15 protein-coding genes and 2 pseudogenes are annotated in these 15,579 nt (G+C 66.7%); 4 read left to right on the top strand and 13 right to left on the bottom strand.

Going from position 1 to position 15,579, the window contains the following annotated elements:
• A pseudogene (locus tag ACLQI9_RS18830) lies at positions 1–426 on the top strand (alpha-(1->6)-mannopyranosyltransferase A); the annotation flags it as partial.
• Positions 427–434: 8 nt separating this feature from the next.
• Here the strand turns inward: ACLQI9_RS18830 and ACLQI9_RS18835 are convergent.
• Complete coding sequence (locus tag ACLQI9_RS18835; protein WP_442381874.1) at positions 435–839, bottom strand: Rv2175c family DNA-binding protein; 405 nt, start codon at positions 837–839, stop codon at positions 435–437.
• Positions 840–929: 90 nt separating this feature from the next.
• Here ACLQI9_RS18835 and ACLQI9_RS18840 point away from each other — a divergent pair, with 90 nt between their 5' ends.
• A complete protein-coding gene (locus ACLQI9_RS18840; protein ID WP_442381876.1) occupies positions 930–2,141 on the top strand; it encodes a protein kinase domain-containing protein in 1,212 nt (403 codons plus the stop codon).
• Between the two features lie 19 nt (positions 2,142–2,160).
• Here ACLQI9_RS18840 and ACLQI9_RS18845 read toward each other — a convergent pair whose 3' ends face one another.
• The 3 genes from ACLQI9_RS18845 to ACLQI9_RS18855 all read right to left on the bottom strand — a co-directional run bounded on the left by ACLQI9_RS18845 (position 2,161) and on the right by ACLQI9_RS18855 (position 5,081).
• Positions 2,161–3,549 (bottom strand): class II 3-deoxy-7-phosphoheptulonate synthase, encoded by a 1,389-nt coding sequence (locus tag ACLQI9_RS18845; RefSeq protein ID WP_442381878.1) that lies wholly within the window; start codon positions 3,547–3,549, stop codon positions 2,161–2,163.
• A 69-nt stretch (positions 3,550–3,618) separates the two neighbouring features.
• A complete protein-coding gene (locus ACLQI9_RS18850; protein ID WP_442381879.1) occupies positions 3,619–4,113 on the bottom strand; it encodes a polyadenylate-specific 3'-exoribonuclease AS in 495 nt (164 codons plus the stop codon).
• Positions 4,114–4,196: 83 nt separating this feature from the next.
• Positions 4,197–5,081, bottom strand: a complete 885-nt coding sequence (locus ACLQI9_RS18855; protein ID WP_442381881.1) for a hypothetical protein — start codon at positions 5,079–5,081, stop codon at positions 4,197–4,199.
• 83 nt (positions 5,082–5,164) lie between these two features.
• On the opposite strand from ACLQI9_RS18855, the gene ACLQI9_RS18860 reads away from it, so the two are divergent.
• Positions 5,165–6,487 carry a glycosyltransferase 87 family protein gene (locus ACLQI9_RS18860; RefSeq protein ID WP_442381883.1) on the top strand — a complete coding sequence of 441 codons (1,323 nt, stop codon included), beginning with the start codon at positions 5,165–5,167 and terminating at the stop codon, positions 6,485–6,487.
• A 28-nt stretch (positions 6,488–6,515) separates the two neighbouring features.
• On the opposite strand, the gene ACLQI9_RS18865 is transcribed toward ACLQI9_RS18860, so the two are convergent.
• The 5 genes from ACLQI9_RS18865 to ACLQI9_RS18885 all read right to left on the bottom strand — a co-directional run bounded on the left by ACLQI9_RS18865 (position 6,516) and on the right by ACLQI9_RS18885 (position 10,070).
• A complete protein-coding gene (locus tag ACLQI9_RS18865) occupies positions 6,516–7,244 on the bottom strand; it encodes a lysophospholipid acyltransferase family protein (protein ID WP_442381885.1) in 729 nt (242 codons plus the stop codon).
• Between the two features lie 137 nt (positions 7,245–7,381).
• Complete coding sequence (locus ACLQI9_RS18870) at positions 7,382–7,759, bottom strand: hypothetical protein (protein ID WP_442381887.1); 378 nt, start codon at positions 7,757–7,759, stop codon at positions 7,382–7,384.
• Positions 7,760–7,832: 73 nt separating this feature from the next.
• Positions 7,833–9,107: an ArsA family ATPase gene (locus tag ACLQI9_RS18875; protein ID WP_442381968.1), complete on the bottom strand. Its 1,275-nt coding sequence runs from the start codon at positions 9,105–9,107 to the stop codon at positions 7,833–7,835.
• Positions 9,100–9,537, bottom strand: coding sequence for an SRPBCC family protein (locus ACLQI9_RS18880; RefSeq protein ID WP_442381889.1), 438 nt, complete (start codon positions 9,535–9,537; stop codon positions 9,100–9,102). The genes ACLQI9_RS18875 and ACLQI9_RS18880 overlap by 8 nt, the downstream gene beginning before the upstream one ends.
• A gap of 134 nt (positions 9,538–9,671) precedes the next feature.
• Positions 9,672–10,070, bottom strand: coding sequence for a polyketide cyclase / dehydrase and lipid transport (locus tag ACLQI9_RS18885; protein WP_442381891.1), 399 nt, complete (start codon positions 10,068–10,070; stop codon positions 9,672–9,674).
• 133 nt (positions 10,071–10,203) lie between these two features.
• On the opposite strand from ACLQI9_RS18885, the pseudogene ACLQI9_RS18890 reads away from it, so the two are divergent.
• Positions 10,204–12,007 (top strand): annotated as a pseudogene (locus ACLQI9_RS18890) (AMP-dependent synthetase/ligase).
• On the opposite strand, the gene pimB reads toward ACLQI9_RS18890, so the two are convergent.
• From pimB to ACLQI9_RS18910, 4 genes are all read right to left on the bottom strand, one after another.
• On the bottom strand, positions 12,004–13,134 hold the full coding sequence (pimB, locus tag ACLQI9_RS18895; protein WP_442381893.1) for a GDP-mannose-dependent alpha-(1-6)-phosphatidylinositol monomannoside mannosyltransferase: 1,131 nt from the start codon (positions 13,132–13,134) through the stop codon (positions 12,004–12,006). The pseudogene ACLQI9_RS18890 and the gene pimB overlap by 4 nt on opposite strands.
• Before the next feature lie 23 nt (positions 13,135–13,157).
• Positions 13,158–14,009: a hypothetical protein gene (locus ACLQI9_RS18900; RefSeq protein ID WP_442381970.1), complete on the bottom strand. Its 852-nt coding sequence runs from the start codon at positions 14,007–14,009 to the stop codon at positions 13,158–13,160.
• A gap of 28 nt (positions 14,010–14,037) precedes the next feature.
• Complete coding sequence (gene ripC, locus ACLQI9_RS18905; RefSeq protein ID WP_442381895.1) at positions 14,038–15,135, bottom strand: peptidoglycan hydrolase RipC; 1,098 nt, start codon at positions 15,133–15,135, stop codon at positions 14,038–14,040.
• 158 nt (positions 15,136–15,293) lie between these two features.
• On the bottom strand, positions 15,294–15,545 hold the full coding sequence (locus ACLQI9_RS18910) for a hypothetical protein (RefSeq protein ID WP_442381897.1): 252 nt from the start codon (positions 15,543–15,545) through the stop codon (positions 15,294–15,296).
• Positions 15,546–15,579 lie beyond the last annotated feature (34 nt).

The following is a 15,579-nucleotide window of genomic DNA, read 5'->3' on the forward strand; positions in this document are numbered from 1 at the left end:
CATGCCGTCGGCGGACTGTTCTTCCCGGTGAATTTCTATGCCGTGCTGCAGGTCACCCGGCTCATCGGGATCGTGGTCATCGCCGTGTCGCTACCGCTGCTGTGGTGGCGATACCGGCAGAACGATCGGGCCGTGTTGACCGGGATCGGCTGGGCCATGGTCGTCGTCGTGTTGTTCGTACCCGGCGCGCTGCCCTGGTACTACAGCTGGCCGCTGGCGGTGGTGGCCCCGCTGGCCCAGTCGCGGCCGGCGGTCGCGGCGATCGCCGCATTCTCCACCTGGATCATGGTCATCTTCAAACCCGATGGCGCCCATGGGATGTACTCGTGGATCCACGTCTTGATAGCGACGACGTGCGCGATGATCGCCTGGTACGCGCTGTCACGACCGGCCCAGCCGGCAGAGATCACCGCTGAGACCGGCTGAATTGGTCGTCAATAGGCCATCGCCTGCGCGCGGCGCAACACTTCGCGAGCCTGGTGCGCGTGCAAGGCGTCGACCGGGCGGGCGTTGCTGATGGCGTCGCGCGTTCCGTCCCGGGTGACGGTCAGCGACGGGTCGGGAGTGAAGAGCCAGCGCACGATCTCGGTGTCGTGGTAGCCGCCGTCGTGCAAGACCATCAGCAATCCCGCCAGGCTCTTGACCACCTGGCCGGTATCGGTGAAGAAGACCTGAGGCACTACCACATCACCGGCACGCCGTACCCCGACGAGGTGACCTTCCCTCAGCTGCTGGTGCACCTTGGTGACCGGCACGCCGAGCAGCTCGGCGACGCCGGGCAGATCGTAGGTGGGTTCGTTGGGGTCCAGAACATCGTCGCCGGCCGGAATCCTGCTCACCGACTCAGTGTACGGCCGGGCATGCGACTATTCGGGCGCACTGAGTCGAGGTTTCAGGCGGAACTCGTGGCGCCACCTACGATAAGCCCCGTGGCTGACGATCCGCTGGAGGGCGCGTTGCTGGACGGGCGGTATCGCGTTGCGACCAAGATCGCCACCGGCGGCACGTCGACGGTGTACCGGGGCCTTGACACACGGTTGGACCGACCGGTCGCGCTGAAAGTGATGGATTCCCGCTACGCCGGCGACCAGCAATTCCTCACCCGCTTCCAGCTCGAGGCCCGCAGCGTCGCCCGGCTCAAAGACCCCGGACTGGTCGCGGTCTACGACCAGGGCCTGGACGCCCGACACCCGTTCCTGGTGATGGAACTCGTCGAGGGCGGCACGCTGCGCGAGCTGCTGACCGAACGCGGTCCGATGCCACCGCATGCCGTCGCAGCGGTGCTGCGCCCGGTGCTGGGCGGGCTGGCCGCCGCGCACGGTGCGGGCCTGGTGCACCGCGATGTCAAACCCGAAAACGTGTTGATCTCCGATCAGGGCGACGTCAAAATCGTCGACTTCGGCTTGGTCCGCGCCGTCGCGGCGGCCGGAATCACTTCCATCAGCGTCATTCTCGGCACCGCCGGCTACCTGTCTCCGGAACAGGTTCGGGACGGCAACGCCAGCACGCGCAGCGATGTCTATGCCGTGGGGATTGTGGCCTACGAGCTGCTGACCGGGCGGACGCCGTTTTCCGGCGACTCGGCGTTGTCGATCGCATACCAACGTTTGGATACCGATGTGCCGGCACCCAGCACGGTGATCTCCGGTGTTCCGGAACAATTCGACGAGCTGGTCAGGCGCGCGACGGCGCGCGATCCCGCCGACCGCTACGCTGACGCGCTCGACATGGGCGCCGAAATGGAGGCGATCGTCGACGAATTGGCGCTACCGGAATTCCGGGTGCCCGCGCCGCGCAACTCCGCTCAACACCGCTCAGCCGCGCTGCACCGCAGCCAGGTCGACCAACACCAGACCACAGTGCAGCACCAGCATCCACCCGGGCGGGCGCCGGTGCACAACCCGACCCGTCAGCTGACCCGAGGACCTCAGGACTGGCCTGCTGAACCAGACGCACGGACCGATGACGAATACCGCAAAATATCAGGCCAATTCGCCGGAATCGCCATGGTCGAGTTCGCGCTCGCGCGCCAGCATGCCCGACGCATGGTGTTGATCTGGGTAGCGGTCGTGTTATCCGTCACCGGGATGGTGGCCGCCGCGGCGTGGACCATCGGCAGCAACCTGAGCGGATTGCTCTAGCCGGCGCGTCGAATTCGGTTCAGTCCCGCAACATCTCGGCAACCAGGAACGCCAGCTCCAATGACTGCTGGGTGTTCAGCCTCGGGTCGCACGCGGTTTCGTAGCGACCACCCAAATCGGTGTCCGAAATGTCTTGTGCGCCACCAAGACATTCGGTGACATTCTCTCCGGTGATCTCGACGTGGATGCCACCAGGGTAGGTGCCCAGCGCCCGATGCACCTCGAAGAAACCCTGCACCTCGTCGACGATGCGGTCGAAATGCCGTGTCTTGTACCCGGTGGACGACTCGTGGGTGTTGCCGTGCATGGGGTCGCACTGCCAGATCACCTGATGACCGGCGGCCTGCACCTTTTCGATAATCGGCGGCAACAGGTCACGCACCTTGTTGTTGCCCAGCCGGCTCACCAAGGTCAACCGACCCGGCTTGTTGTGCGGGTCGAGGCGCTCGACGTATTCCACGGCTTGGTCGGGTGTCGTCGTCGGCCCGATCTTGACGCCGATCGGATTCGCGATCACCTCGGCCAACGCGACGTGCGCGCCGTCGAGTTGCCGGGTCCGGTCGCCGATCCAGAGGTAGTGCGCCGACAGGTCGTACAGTTTCGGCTCGCCGTCCTCCTGGTCGGACAGCCGCAGCATGGCACGCTCGTAGTCGAGCACCAAAGCCTCATGGCTGGCGTAGATTTCGGCGGTCTGCAGGTTACGGTCGGCCACCCCGCAGGCGCTCATGAATTTTAGGCCCCGGTCGATCTCGGAGGCCAGCGCCTCGTAACGCGCTCCAGCCGGCGAGGTTCGGACGAATTCCCGGTTCCAGTCATGCACCAGATGCAGCGATGCCAGCCCCGACGATGTCAACGCGCGCACCAGGTTCATCGCCGCACCCGCGTTGGCATATGCGCGCACCAGCCGCGACGGGTCATGCTCGCGCGCCGCGGCGTCCGGGGCGAAGCCGTTGACCATGTCGCCGCGGTAGGACCGCAGCCCCAGCGCGTCGAGGTCAGCCGACCGAGGCTTGGCGTACTGCCCGGCGATGCGGGCCAACTTGACCACCGGCACGCTGGCGCCATAGGTCAACACCACCGCCATCTGCAGCAAGGTGCGGATATTTCCCCTGATGTGCGGTTCGGTGTTGTCGACGAAGGTCTCCGCACAGTCACCGCCCTGCAGCAGGAATGCCTCACCCCTGGCAACCTGGGCCAGCATCTCCTGCAACCGGACGATCTCCGACGGCACCGTCACCGGCGGCACACTCTCCAGAACCGTTCGCATCGGCTCGACCTGCTCGGGTGTCCAACTGGGCTGCTGTGCAGCTGGCTTGGCCAGCGCGGCATCCAGCCGGGCCCGCAGATCCGCCGGCAGCGGAGGCAGCGACGGCAGCTGCTCGATCGGTACGTCCACGGTCCAGTTCACCCGTCCATGGTAACCGGGCACCGGAGCCCGCTTTTCAGGCCGAGATCAGGGCGAAAGCGACCAGGCGGGCTAGCCGTGATCACCGTCGGAGGCGGCGATCAAGCGGTATCGCCGCAGCTGGTCTCGAGCGTCGACCAGCGCGTCGTGCACATCCGGCGGCCGGCGCGGCAGCCGCGGACGCCCGCGGTCCTCCCAAAGCTGGCGCAGCTCGCGGGTGAAGCGCGGCATCGCCGGCGGCAGATGGGTCATCGGACCCCACAACTGACACAGCACCACATGGTCATAGGCGCCGACCCAGGCCCACAGCTCGATCGGCTCGGCGCCGTCGATGTCGAAGAACGTTTCCAGGTCCGAACGGATCCTGGTGCGTAGGCGCCATAGCGGCGAGGCCGGTGGCGGTAGTTTCGGCAGCACGTGGGTGCGCACCCAGCTTCCGGCTCGCTCGGGGTCGAATTCGGTCGAGACTGCGTAGTATTCGCGGCCGTCCTCGGCGACCACCCCGATCGAGATCAGCTCGATGGTGCGGCCGTCATCGATGAATTCCGTGTCGTAGAAGTACCGCACGGCCGCAATTTAGCCTAGGCCGGCGACGATGCGCGCAGCGGAGCGGCGTGACGGGGAGCCGGGCAATTTAGCCTAGGCCGCCGTCACCGGACGCCTATACCGCTGGCCAGGGGGCGCTGCGGCGGTTGCGGCGGCGGTGGCGCCGGATGGACTTCGCGGTCCAGCAGCGCGTCGACCATGCGGTGGTCGGGGCGGCGCGGCGTACCGGCGATCGAGTACTGCACCCACAGCTTGGCCCGCACGACGGGGCGGCGCAGGGTTCGTTCGCGTTGCAGCGCACGCGCCATCTTGTCCAGCCGGCGCATGTAAAGCCAGCGGGCCCACGGGGCTTGCGGGCGCGACAGCCGGATCGCCCCGATGACCAGCAGCGGAACGAAGAACATGCCGATCAGCCCGGTCCACACCTTGCCCTTGAGCACAACCAACACCGCCAGCGGCAACGTCAGCACCATCGCGAAGACCACGCCGGCGCGCAGCGGCACCGAGTGGGTGGTGTCGTGCCACAGGCTGATGAAGAACAAGAACGGGTGCAGGCCCAGAACCAGCAGTCCGCCCACCGCCACTGCGGCGAAGACCGCGTCGACCGACGTCCGGCCGTCTTCCTCCCAGTAGACGTCGGACAGATGCAGGATCAGTGCGTACTCGTCGAGCACCAGCGCGGCTCCGATGCCGAAGACGATTGCGCTAGCGGTGTATTCGAGTTCGTTTCCGGTGATCGACAAAGACACCAACGTCACGCCGGAGATCATCACCAGGAGAACTCCGACCACGACGTGGTGGATGTGCATCTTCCCGATGTGAATGTTGCGTGGCTCCCACCACTTTGGCGGCACGCCAAGGTCGGCGCGGTGGCGGATGTAGCGCACGAAGGTGCGCGTCACGAAAAAGGTGAGGATAAAGGCGACCAGACAGCACAGCAGCGGCAGGCGACCGCGGCCGATAATGTCGTCGTCAAACCAGCGGAGCACCCTAAGAAACCTACGCCCACTTCGCACCGGCGGCCCTCCGCGACACCGGCTAAACCGCCAGCACCGATAGGCTGTTCATTGACATGAGTACATGGCAGTCGCCCGACGTGGGCAGTTGGCGCGGGCGGGTCGCCACGGCGCAGCCAGGTATCTGGCGAAATGCCTGGTGGGCGCTGCTCCAGGCGCTGGCCCTGGTCGCACTGGGCTACGCTGCGTGGCGGCTCGTCGCCCACGCCCCATACCGCATCGACATCGACGTCTACCGGATGGGCGGCCAAGCCTGGCTGGATAACCGCCCGCTGTACGCCGACGGTGTGGAATTTCACACGCCTATCGGGTTGAACCTCCCGTTCACCTATCCCCCACTCGCCGCCATCGTGTTTTGCCCGTTCGCCTGGTTGGGGCTGCCGGCCGCGAGCGTGACGATAACGCTGATCACCTTGGTGCTGTTGATCGTCTCCACGATGATCGTGCTGACCCGACTCGACGTGTGGAGCACCGCACGGGTGGTGCCCGGCCCGGCTTGGCTGCGCCGTTGGTGGTTGGCGGCGCTGATCGTGGCCGCATCAGCGATCTGGCTGGAGCCCATCAAGTCGAATTTCGCCTTTGGGCAGATCAACGTCGTGCTGATGACGCTGGCGATCGCCGACTGCGTGCCGCGCCGCACCCCGTGGCCACGTGGATTGCTGCTGGGACTGGGCATTGCGCTCAAACTCACTCCGGCGGTGTTCCTGCTGTATTTCCTGCTAAACCGCGACAAACGCGCCGTGTTGACCTCGATAGCGTCCTTCCTGGCAGCGACCCTGGCCGGGTTTGCGCTGGCGTGGCGGGACTCCTGGCAGTACTGGAGCGAGACGGTCCACAACACCGATCGGATCGGCGCGGCGAGTTTGAACACCAACCAGAACGTCGCTGGGGCGCTGGCGCGGCTGGGCCTCAGCGACCATGCACGGTTCCTGCCGTGGGTGGCCGCGTGTCTGCTGGTGCTGGCGCTGACCGTGTGGGCGGCGCGGCGGGCGTTGCGCGCCGGCGAGCCCACTCTCGCGGTGATCTGTATCGCGCTGTTCGGGCTGGTGGTATCGCCGGTGTCCTGGTCGCACCACTGGGTGTGGATGCTGCCGACGGTGGTGGTGACCGCGGTGCTGGCCTGGCGGCATCGGAACGCTGCGCTGGCAGCGATCAGCGCAGCCGGAGTCGCGCTGATGGTCTGGACACCGATCGACCTGCTGCCCAAGCACCACGAGCTGGGCGCGGTGTGGTGGCGCCAACTCGCCGGCGTTTCCTACTTGTGGTGGGCGCTGGCGGCCATTGTCACGGCCGGCGCCACGGTCGCTGTCAGCGGCGCCACTACCGCCGCTGCACCACGGGCGTCGACCGCGCCGGAGCCGGTGTCAGCCGTCGGCTGACCAGGGGCCTGGGATCGGCTGGGATCCGCTAACCCGCCGCCGTCTCAGGGATCCGCGTCGACGATTGCGTCGCCGATCCGGACCCGTTGCCGTTTTTGACGGTGGCGGCGTAGATGTCGACGTATTCCTGACCGGAAAGCCCCATCAGCTCGTAGATCACCTCGTCGATGACGGCTCGTTCGATGAAGCGGTTGCCCGCCAGCCCGTCGAAGCGGGAAAAGTCCATCGGCTTGCCGAACCGGACGGTGACCCGGCCAAACCGCCACAGCTTGCTGCCGGGCGGATTGACGACGTTGGTGCCCGTCATCGCCACCGGTATCACCGGAACCCCGGTCTGCAGTGCCAGACGGGCCAATCCGGTCTTGCCCTTGTACAACCTGCCATCGGGTGAGCGAGTGCCCTCGGGATACATGCCGAGCAGCTTGCCCTGGCTCAGCAACCGCTCAGCCGCATTCAAAGCGGCCTGCGCGGCATCGGCGTCGCTGCGGTCGATCGGCACCTGTCCGGTGCTGCTGTAAAACCAGCGGTTGAACCAACCCTTCAGCCCAGTGCCGGTGAAATATTCGGACTTCGCCAGAAACGTGATCCGGCGCCGCACGACCAGCGGCAGGTAGAAACTGTCGGCGACCGCCAGGTGGTTACTGGCCAGGATCGCCGGGCCGGACTGCGGGACATATTCCAGTCCTTCGACTTTCGGGCGACCCAGGACCGCGAGCAGCGGGCCCATGAACAAGTACTTGAGAAGCCGGTACCACATGGACCCTCCCATTTGCCCGCATCGATGGGTGTTCTGCGCCAAGCGTACCGATCCAGTGTGGACCGGACCACATCGACGCTCGTGACCTGCTTACTCTTCGACCATGAGCCGACTGCCGTTAACCCGAGCCGCCGCGGCTACTCCTCGACGGTGACGGTGATGGGCTGATAGCGACTCGTCGCAGCGGCATCGGCCGCGGTATCAACCTCGGCACCGCCGCTCGGCGGACCGTCGGGCGGCGGCGTCGATCCGTCGACTTGCTCGACGATGGCCCGGATCACCGCCAGCAGCGCGACGCTGTGCTCGGCGACGACCGTCAGCAACGGATGTTCCTCCCCGGTCACCACCGCGGCCAGCGCGCACACCGGACACCACACCTGCTGGCACTTGCCGGTGCCGGCGCCGTCGCCAAGCGCCCGCGACGCCGCCAAGCGGACCGCGGGGTCGATCCCGTCGAGAATGCTCTGGGCGAGTTTGCGCAACTCCGGACCGATGTCGGGGTGGACGCCACTCATCTGCGCCACTCTCCCCCGCAAGCGGGTGGTGCCCCCACCCCATCGCTTCGCTCTGGATCGTCGTCGGCGCGACTCACTTCGGCCACACCTCCGGATCAGGTCGAAAACGCACCGTCAATTCGCCACCGCGAAGATGCGCGTCCAATACCGTGCATCGCCGCAGGACGGACGCCAACCGAACTCTACGTCGCATCCCGCCGGCGCCGACGATCAGGTCGTCGCCGACTCGGCCAAGGGTAAGCGCGCCGGAATCGATCTGCGGCAACTCTAGCCGCAATCGGTAGACCGACTGCAGGCCGGATCCCGACTCCAGGTCCACAACGGGACGCAACGGCCCCGGCGGTGCCGATCCGTCGCGGCGGCGCGCACTGTCCAACAGCTCGGCGAGCGCTTTGGGGCCGATCGGCTCACCGGCCAGATGCGGGGTAAGGACCAGCGCTACGTCGCCGATGGCGGCGTCCAGTTCGTCCAGCACGGCCCGCTGCTCACTGATTCGCTCGGAATACCAGTCGAAGGCCGGATGAGCGGGCAGGTTGCGGTACTCGTAGGAATCGTCCTGCACCAGAATCTGGTTGACGATTAATTCCTCCACGCGCACGCCCATCAACGCCAACGAGCCCAGCGTCCGGACCGCTTCGGCCGCCACCACCCGTTCCGCGGTGAGGACCAGATGCGCACCGACTCGGGTGCCGTCGGTCAGCAGCGCGCTGAGCTTTTCGACACTCCCGCTGATGCGTTCCAGCAGTTCCACCACCGCCGTCGACCGCGCATCGTCGGCGGCGGCGGAAAGCCTGCGATGCCGCGGCCATCCGCGCTCGACGTAGAGGGCAAAGGTGGCCGGCAGGGTCAGCATCCGCATTGCATCGGCGGTGGAGGCACAGTCGACCACGATATGGTCCCACTGCCCGGCCGTAGCCAACTCGCCGACCTCATGGAGGCCGAGGACTTCCTGCACGCCGGGCAGCGCCGAAAGTTCTTCGGGCGCAATCTCGCCCAGCTCCGATTCTCCGAAGCGCCCGCCCAGTGTGTCGACCACCGTGCGCCAGTGAGCTTCGAGCAGCGCCAGGGTATCCATCGCCAGTGCGTCGAGGAAGCCGCCGCCCACGTCGGCCGCCCCGGTTTCGAGGTCGGCGAGCACCCGGACGGGATCGCGCCGGCCGGACGGCGTGACCGTGATACCGAGCACGTCACCCAGTGAGTGCGCTTGGTCGGTGGATACCAGCAGCACCCGCTGACCAGCGCGCGCCTCACGTACGGCGGTCGCGGTCGCCAAAGTGGACTTCCCTACCCCACCCTTGCCTACGAAAAGACTGATCCGGGCAACAGTGGGCGCTGCCGACTCACTCAGCCTCGACTCGTTTCTTCAGATCCTTCAACGCGGTGTCAGTCAGCCTGCGCTCGGCCTTGCGCTTGAGCAAGCCGATCATCGGCATAGCAAGGTCGAGCGAGAGTTCGTAGGTGACGTCGGTCCCAGACCCCTTGGGCGACAAGCGATATACCCCCTCGAGGGCTTTCAGCAGCGAGCTGGAGACCAGCGACCAGCGAACCGACTTGCGGTCCTTCGGCCAGTCGTAGGAGAACACCAAGGTGTCCTTGAGGACGGCGGCGTCCATCACAAAGCGCGCCACCTTCGGATTGCCCTCGGGGTCGGCCTCGAGTACTTCGGCCTCCTTGTATTCCGACACCCAGTCGGGATACGAGCCGATGTCAGCGATCACGTCCATGACCGTGCTGGGGTCCGCGTCGATGTAGATCGTCTGCGCCGTCTTCTCCGCCACCTAGTCGCTTCCTTCTCCCCCGTACGCGGGTAGGGCCTTTGTCGCCATCGGGTTGGGCCCCACCTACGCGGCAAGCCTGCACCCTGTGGGCTGTACCGCCAGTCCACGGCAGAAACGGTACTCCCCGGTTGAGTTCAGACCTGGTCAAGCACCGGAGAAACCCCAACCGGTCGGGAGCGCTCAAGCGTCGCCTTCACCTCGAAGGCCATTTTCTTGCCCGCGACCCGGCGGCGGTGGGTCATTCTCCTCAAGTTCATCCTGGCCAATTGCCATGCCGCCACCCCGGACGGCTCGGCATGCAGAAAGTAGTGCAGCAGCACGCCATCCAACGATGGTTCCAGCCAGATTTCCATCGTTCCGGTGAGCGGTCCGGTAACCGCCCAGCGGATTCCTTTGTCGGCGCGGTCTTCGATAACCCGCAGCCGCAGGTCGGGCCACCACCGTCGCCAGCTGGCCGGATCGCCGACGGCAGCACCGACGCGTACGGGGTCGGCGGCGACGAACGTCTCGTCGGCAATTTGAACGCTGTACACGGCCCCTAGCTTCACATACAGCAGCCGTGGCCGCATACACCAGTCACGATCGTCCTGCTCACCGCGAGTGGCTCCAATGGTCCGGCTCCTCACCGGGCCGTCCCGGCGGAATAACTCAAGCGAGGTCAGAAGAGTGCGTGAATTCAGTGTTCCCGCTCCGTTCACGGTAGACGAGCACGACAACATCGTCGCCGCAGTGTTCGAGCATGAGCGCGAAGACCCCGACACCGTGATCTTTCAACGCCTGGTCGACGGGGTCTGGACCGACGTTACATGCGCGGCCGCGGCCGCCCAAATCCGATCGGCCGCATTGGGTTTGATCGCACTAGGGGTGCAGGCCGGCGACCGGGTGGCTATCTTTTCCGCCACCCGCTACGAGTGGGCGATCCTCGATCTGGCGATCCTGTCGGTAGGCGCGGTCACCGTCCCGATCTACGAGACGTCGTCGGCCGAGCAGGTGCGCTGGGTGCTGACCGACTCGGCAGCGGTGGTCGCGTTCGCCGAGACGGACGCCCACGCGACGATGGTCACCGAGCTCACCGGTGACTTGCCTGAGCTGCGGCGCGTGCTGCAAATCGACGGTTCGGGCGGCAAAGCCCTCGAGCAACTCGAGCAGGATGGCGCCTCGGTCGACCCGGCCGAGCTGACCGCCCGCGTCGAAGCGTTGCGCAGTGAAGATCCGGCGACGCTGATCTACACGTCGGGTACCACCGGGCGCCCCAAGGGCTGCCAGCTGACCCATTCCAACCTCGTCTACGAAACCCGGGGTGCCAAGGCGGTTCTGCCGACGCTGCTGCGCCAGGGTGAGCGGCTGCTGGTTTTCCTGCCGTTGGCACACGTGTTGGCCCGCGCACTGACCTTGTGTGCCTTCCACAACAAGGTCGTCGTCGGGTTCAGCAGTGACATCAAGAATCTGGTGCCGATGTTCGCGGTGTTCAAGCCGACGGTCGTGGTGTCGGTGCCCCGGGTGTTCGAGAAGGTGTACAACACCGCCGCGCAAAACGCCGCCAACGACGGCAAAGGGCCGCATCTTCGAGATCGCCGCGCAGACCGCAGTCGACTGTAGCGAGGCGCAAGACCACGGCGGCCCCGGTCTGCTGCTGCGGGCCAAGCACGCGCTGTTCGACCGGCTGGTCTACCACAAGCTGCGCGCCGCGCTGGGTGGCGACTGCCGTGCGTCTGTCTCGGGCGGCGCACCGCTGGGCGCGCGGCTGGGCCACTTCTACCGCGGCGTTGGTCTCACCATGTACGAGGGCTACGGGCTGACCGAGACCAGCGCCGCGATCACCGTCAACCAGGTCGGTGCCCTGAAAGTCGGGACCGTCGGAAAGCTGTTGCCGGGCAACAGCATGCGCATCGCTGATGACGGCGAGCTGTTGGTGCGCGGCGGCGTGGTGTTCCACGGCTACTGGCACAACCAACAGGCCACCGACGAAGCGCTGGCAGACGGTTGGTTCAAGACCGGTGACCTCGGCGCGGTCGACGGCGACGGGTTCCTGACGATCACCGGCCGCAAGAAGGAAATCATCGTCACCGCGGGAGGCAAAAACGTCGCCCCCGCCGTATTGGAGGACCAGCTGCGAGCGCACCCGCTGATCAGCCAGGCGATGGTCGTCGGAGATGCCCGCCCGTTCGTCGGGGCGCTGATCACCATCGACCCCGAGGCATTCGAGGGCTGGAAGCAGCGCAACAGCAAGCCCGCCGGAGCATCGGTGGGCGATCTGGTCAACGACCCTGACCTGATCGCCGAGGTGGACGCGGCCGTCAAGCAGGCCAACCTGGCGGTGTCGCACGCCGAGTCGATCCGCAAATTCCGCATCCTGCCCGTCGACTTCACCGAGGACACTGGGGAACTCACCCCCACACTGAAGGTCAAGCGCAAGGTGGTGGCCGAGAAGTTCGCTCACGACATCGAGGCGATCTACGCGAAGGGCTAGCCGCGGACCAACTCGGACAGCCGCGCGGCCAACGCGTCCCATTGCCACTGCGCGACGGCCCATTCTCGCCCGGCGGCGCCCATTGCGGCGGCCCGATCGGGGTCAGCGAGCAACTCGGTGACGGCGTCGACGATCTGGCCGCCCGAACGCCCGTCAACGAGTAGCCCAGTCTTGTTGTGCCGCACGGTTTCCGGAGCGCCGCCCGAGCATCCGGCGATCACCGGTACGCCGGTCGCGGAAGCTTCCAGAAATACGATGCCCAGTCCCTCCACGTCCAGTCCGGCGCCGCGGGTGCGACACGGCATCGCGAACACGTCGGCCATCGCGTGGTAGGCGGGGAGCTCCGCGGCCGCGATCCCGCCGGTGAACGTCACGTGTTCGCTGACGCGAAACCGCTCGGCCAGTTGGCGCAGCGTCTCTAGGTAAGGGCCACCGCCCGCGATGACCAGCGCTGCCCCATCCACGCGCCGCCGGATTGCCGGCAGCGCCCGAATTAGCGTGTCCTGCCCCTTGCGCGGCACCAGCCGCGACAGGCACAGCACCGTGGGCCGCTGGCCCAGCCGGTAGCGGGCCCGCAGTTCGGCGCGGCTTGCCGGATCGGGACGGAACCGGTCGATGTCCACCCCGGGCGGCAGGTGCTCCAGTGCGGCCTCCGGCCCGAACGCCGAGGCGAACCGCCCACGGGTATAGCGGCTGACGAAGGTGACGACGTCGCTGTCGTCACCAATGCGACGCAGCACCGACCGTGCCACCGGAAGCATCGACCAACCCACCTCGTGGCCGTGGGTGCTGGCCACCACCCGGGTTGCGCCGGCTTGACGGGCGCGTTGCGCCAGCAGGCCCAACGGCGCGGCCGCGCCGAACCAGACGGTGTCGATGCCGTGCTCGGCGATCAGCCGTCGCATCCGGACGTCGACGTTGGGCACGGGCAACATCAACGTCCCGGGATGGCGCACCACCCGATAGCCCGCGGTCTGAGCATCAAAGGCGTCGGCGCCCTTCCATTGCGGCGCATACACTGTCACGGTGTGCTCCCCGGCCAGTCGACTAACCAGCTCAACCAGATAGGACTGGATGCCACCGCGTCGAGGTGGAAAGTCGTTGGTTACCAGCAGGACCCGAGACACCTGCGTAGGCTAGCCCGAAGCTATCAGCGTGCGGATTGACGGGTCAGCCACTGCTGCCAGTCGGCTAGCACGCCCGCCATGTCGGAGCCCAGGACGTTATGCACGGCGGTGGGCAGTTCGGCGTGCCCTACACCACATCCGGCCCGGTAAAATGCGCGCAGCGTCGCCGACCCGCGGGTGTCGGCGACAAAACGCGCGAACCACCATGCCCGGTCGTAGCCCAACGAACGCTGCAGCCCCGGCGCGGCCAGGTCGGCGTCCGACGGCAACGCCGTCGGCAGTGGCGTCACCTCGGGCACCGGCGTGGCTGGCCGGGCGACATAATCAGCCACACCTTCGGTCAGCCACCGGGGCGCGTCCACTGCCGTGTCGGCGCGCGCGGCATAGTGAAAAAGCTCGTGGTTCAACACGATTCGTAATGCTGATGCACTCATGCCGACCGCCCCGGGGGCGAACACGATCCGCTGGCCGATCGCGATTCGTCGGGCCGGATCCACCCGGTCGGCGACGGCCACCGCCGCGATATCGGCCCACTGCGCCGCGGGCCCACCGCCGGCTTCGGTCTCGAACTGCCGCTGTGAGCCGGTGGCCACCACGGCGATATCACGCGGCCAGTCGGTCCCCCAGAATGCCTCCACCGCGTCGACCGCCTGACCGATGTCCGCCGCAACACGGTTCAGCAGGACCTCCGATTGCTGGCCGCCGAGATTGGTCATCCGCACGGTGCGGTCGGCGGCAACGACGAGCCGCGGAGCTGTGGTACCGACCGCCGCGGGTGAGGCCGGGTGGTCAGATTGCGCAGGGGCCGTCCGTCCTGGACGGACCACGGCGACGGCGGCGAAGACCAGTTCGGTGGCTAGTACGCAGGCCAGCAGCCAGCGGCGACGGTGAGACCGTCGGCGGTCAGTAGCGGCGGGCGTCGTAGATCGGGCCGGACGAACTCATCGGCACCACCCGCACCGGCACGCCGTAGGTGGACGAATGGACCATGAGGCCGTCACCGATGTAGAGGCCGGCATGGGATGCGTCGGAATAGAAGGTCAGCACGTCACCGGGCTGCAGGTCCGACAGCGAGACCGGTTGCCCGCCGTGGGCCAGCGCCTGGCTGGAGTGCGGCAGCGCGATGCCGGCCTGCTGGAATGCCCACATCACCAAGCCGGAGCAGTCGAACCCGCCGGGCGCGGCGCCACCCCAGGAGTAGGGCGCGCCGACCTGGGTCAACGCGGCCTGAACAGCGATAGCGCCCTGACCGCTGCCGGGTGCGGCGCCGAACCCAGGACCACCACCCGGCTGTCCGTCGCCCGGCGGTAACGCGGCCGGAGCGGGAGCGGCGGCGGCCATGGCCGCGGGCGGCGGGACCGGCCCGGGTGCGGCCAGCCCGGTGCGCTGGTTCGGGTTCAATGCGAGGTACTGGGACTTGACGATGCCGATCTGCAGCTGCAGCTGGCTCTGCTTGGACTGCAGGCTGGCGCGTACCGCGGCGGCCTGCTCTGCCGCGGTCTTGGCGTCGGCGGCCGATTTCGCCGATGCCGTTTCGGCTTGGGCGGCCTGCTCGCGGGTGGCGCGGTAGTTCGCCATTTGCGCGAGCATGGCGGTGGACATCACCCGCTGCACGGCCAACTTGCCGATCAGTTGCTGGGGTGACTCGGCACTCAGGATGGCGTTCATACTGTCGGTGCGGCCACCCATGTACATCGCTGCCGCAAACTTGTCGACACCGGCCTGAAACGTTGCCAGTCGCGACTTCGCAGCGTCGGCAGCGGTCAAGTCATCGGTGTGTTTCTTGTCGGCGGCTCGCTGCGCGGCCAGCTTGTTATTGAGGTCGAGCTGGGCGCTGTGCATCGCCTCGGTGGTCTGCTCAGCCTGCCGTGACAGCTCGCTGAGCTTTGCCATCGGGTCATTGCCTGGGTCGGCCAGCACATTGCTGGCGGCAACTCCGGAGAGGGCAACGAACCCGGCTACCGCTCCGATAGCCAAACGCGTGGCTGCGCGCAAACGCACGCTGCCACCGTTAAGCCCGAAACCCAAGATTTTGCATCCTTAAAACCCGTCGGCGTGACCACCGAGTCTGCTCTAGGTCTCAGATAGGTTACGAAACGGCATCGGCGTTGTTCAACACTGGATGATTAAGAAAACAGCCAGATTTCAACGGAAGGTCGTTAAGCTACCCCGGGTCGGTGTCGATGAATCGGAACCAGCCGCAACTTCGGCGCCAATCCGGCCTCGGCGAGCACCTCCAACGCGGCGCGCTCATCCTCCAGCAAAGTTTCCGGTACCCCGAGTATCACGCTGACGACACAGTCGCGGCACCCGGGACCGCGTACTGCACAGTCGTCGCAGTCGATAACCATTGGTTCCGCCGGGTCGGGCGGGACTGCCGCCGCCCAATCAGGCTCGCTGGTGTGCGCCATCTGGCTGGTCCTCTCGGTGTTCGTGGTCGGCCTT

Source organism: Mycobacterium sp., from assembly GCF_052143115.1.
Taxonomy (GTDB): Bacteria; Actinomycetota; Actinomycetes; order Mycobacteriales; family Mycobacteriaceae; genus Mycobacterium.